The 2,591-nt window shown below is 42.0% G+C and carries 2 protein-coding genes; both read right to left on the bottom strand.

Going from position 1 to position 2,591, the window contains the following annotated elements; genetic code table 11:
* Positions 1–354 precede the first annotated feature (354 nt).
* A complete protein-coding gene (locus F0261_RS19665) occupies positions 355–1,395 on the bottom strand; it encodes a methionine synthase (RefSeq protein WP_171338725.1) in 1,041 nt (346 codons plus the stop codon).
* Between the two features lie 122 nt (positions 1,396–1,517).
* Positions 1,518–2,495 (bottom strand): putative oxygenase MesX, encoded by a 978-nt coding sequence (locus F0261_RS19660; protein WP_171338726.1) that lies wholly within the window; start codon positions 2,493–2,495, stop codon positions 1,518–1,520.
* Between the last annotated feature and the right edge of the window lie 96 nt (positions 2,496–2,591).

Below are 2,591 nucleotides of genomic sequence, written 5' to 3'. Positions count from 1 at the left end.
GATGTGTATAAGAGACAGAATTTAAACCGTGTATATTAAAGTTTCTTTTTTAACGTGAATAATAGTTGTTTTGTCGCTGTTTTAAATCAGGTAATTACTAATGTTGCTCATAAGTTAAATATTCGTTACTTCTCTATGTGTTATATTTTCTCTCTTATTTCTTTATGATGTTTTTAATTATCCTTGATTCTGTGGAAACTATAAATAATGTGGGGGAGTTAACCTTAAATAAGGTCGAAAAGATGAGAATAACGCTGATACTCTTTTTAACCGCTAGAAATAAAAAAGCCCACGTTGATGTGGGCTTTAGTGCGCTTTCAAAATGCTCTTGCTTAACAAAAGTTTTGAGGCGTATTAAGCACTGAGCTTCTGAGCTAATTCCTGCCTTACTATTTCAGCGCCAGCGCTGAGCGCCTCAAGCTTGCCTCGAGCAACCTGTCGAGAAAGAGGGGCCATACCACAGTTTGTACAAGGGTAGAGTTTGTCGGCATCCACGTACTTTAATGCTTCACGTAATGTAGCTGCTACTTCTTCTGGTGTCTCTATTGTGTCAGTTGCAACATCAATAGCGCCCACCATCACTTTTTTGCCTTTAAGAAGCGAGATTAGCTCAATTGGTACATGAGAGTTATGGCACTCCAGAGAAACCATATCAATATTGGATTTTGCTAGCTTAGGAAAGCTCTCCTCATATTGTCGCCACTCAGAGCCCAATGTCTTCTTCCAGTCGGTATTCGCTTTGATGCCATATCCGTAGCAAATGTGTACCGCAGTTTCGCATTTAAGCCCTTCAATGGCTCTTTCTAATGCGGCAATACCCCATTCATTGACTTCATCGAAAAATACGTTAAACGAAGGTTCATCAAACTGGATAATGTCTACACCAGCAGCCTCAAGCTCCTTTGCCTCTTGGTTTAGTATTTTGGCAAACTCCCACGCAAGCTTTTCGCGACTTTTATAATGGTCGTCGTACAGCGTATCAACCATCGTCATAGGGCCAGGTAACGCCCATTTTATGGGCTGATCGGTTTGGCTCCTTAAGAACTTTGCGTCTTCAACGAACACTGATTTTGGCCGTGTAACAGCTTGGGTAACGACAGGTACGCTAGCGTCGTAGCGATTGCGAATACGTACGGTTTTACGGTTTTCAAAATCAACACCGTCTAGGTGCTCAATAAAGGTAGTTACAAAATGCTGACGGGTTTGCTCACCGTCACACACAATATCGATGCCTGATAGAGTTTGTTCCTGAAGCGTAACGCGAAGCGCGTCTTTTTTGCCTTCCTCTAATGCTTCATCTTCTAGCTTCCAAGGCGACCACAGGGTTTCAGGCTGTGCAAGCCACGATGGTTTTGGAAGACTGCCTGCAATTGAAGTGGGGAGTAGTTTTTTCATGTGATTCGCTTTCTTCTAATCGATAATTTGTATGGATGCGCGAAGGGCAGAACGTGCTGCCCTTATCATAGTTTTGTAGTCGCAACATGTGCGGTTTGAATATCGCAAGTATCTAAATGAACTTAACAAGCGTAGCTTGCTGTGAATTGCGCTAACTTGTGTTGATAAGGCTTTATAAAGTTCTCTTCTACGAACTTGCCTTGTTCAACGGCTAGATGAGTCCGCTCTTCACGGTCATAAACAATGCGAGTCACTGAGTGATCGCTATTTTTCAAGTTTGGTTTGTAGCTTAAACCTGCCTGGGCGTTAGCGTTATAAATCTCAGGGCGATAAATTTTTTGGAAGGTCTCCATCGTGGCAATAGTGCTGATAAGCTCCAAATTGGTGTAGTCGTTCAACAAATCACCAAAGAAATAAAATGCAAAAGGAGCAGCACTGTTTGGTGGCATGAAGTAGCGCACGTTTAAGCCCATCTTCTTGAAATACTGTTCAGTTAGTGATGATTCATTAGGCTGATATTCAACACCTAAAACGGGGTGCTGATTTTCTGTTCGACGGTAGGTTTTATTGTCGGAAACGCTTAAACAAATGACCGGCAGTTTTGAAAAATGTGCTTTATAGGCTTCTGAATTAACGAAATACTTAAACAACTTTCCGTGCAGATCACCAAAATCGGTAGGGACACTGAACGAAGACTGGCCGCGATTGTGATTAGAGAGGCGAACGCTAAAGTCATAATCGCGAACATAAGACGAGAAGTTATTTCCCACAATACCTTGGGTACGCTTGCCCGTTTTTTTGTCAATGATATTGGTTTGTAAGATTTCGATAGTTGGGAATGTGTTGCCGTTACCCTCAACGTCGATATCTACCGACACAATTTCAAGTTCGACGGCATAGCGATCGCCACTTTCATTATCCCAGCTAGCCAGTGCATTAAAGCGGTTGTTTATCATGCTTAGTGCATCGCGCAAATTTTCTTTGCGGCGTTGACCACGAGCTAAATTGGCGAAGTTGGTGGTGATGCGTGTGTTGTCTGAAGGGCGATAATCTTCATTAAACTGAACGCTGTTAATAGTAAAAGAGAAATCTGTGTTCACGTTGTTGTTCATGAGAATGCGCTTCTATTCCTAAAGTTAAACCGAGTAGTGAGACTGCTGTAAAAGCTATGAACACGTTATACGTTGATTTAACTA

The sequence above is a fragment of the Alteromonas sp. 07-89-2 genome, assembly GCF_013113925.1.
Taxonomy (GTDB): Bacteria; Pseudomonadota; Gammaproteobacteria; order Enterobacterales; family Alteromonadaceae; genus Alteromonas; species Alteromonas macleodii.
Note: the sequence above shows the minus strand (reverse complement) of the source record. Positions and strands in the feature narration are given on the sequence as shown.

What these genes read in the sequence shown, in the direction of transcription:
- F0261_RS19665 (WP_171338725.1), bottom strand. Translation starts at nt 1,395, where the DNA reads ATGAAAAAACTACTCCCCACTTCAATTGCAGGCAGTCTTCCAAAACCA.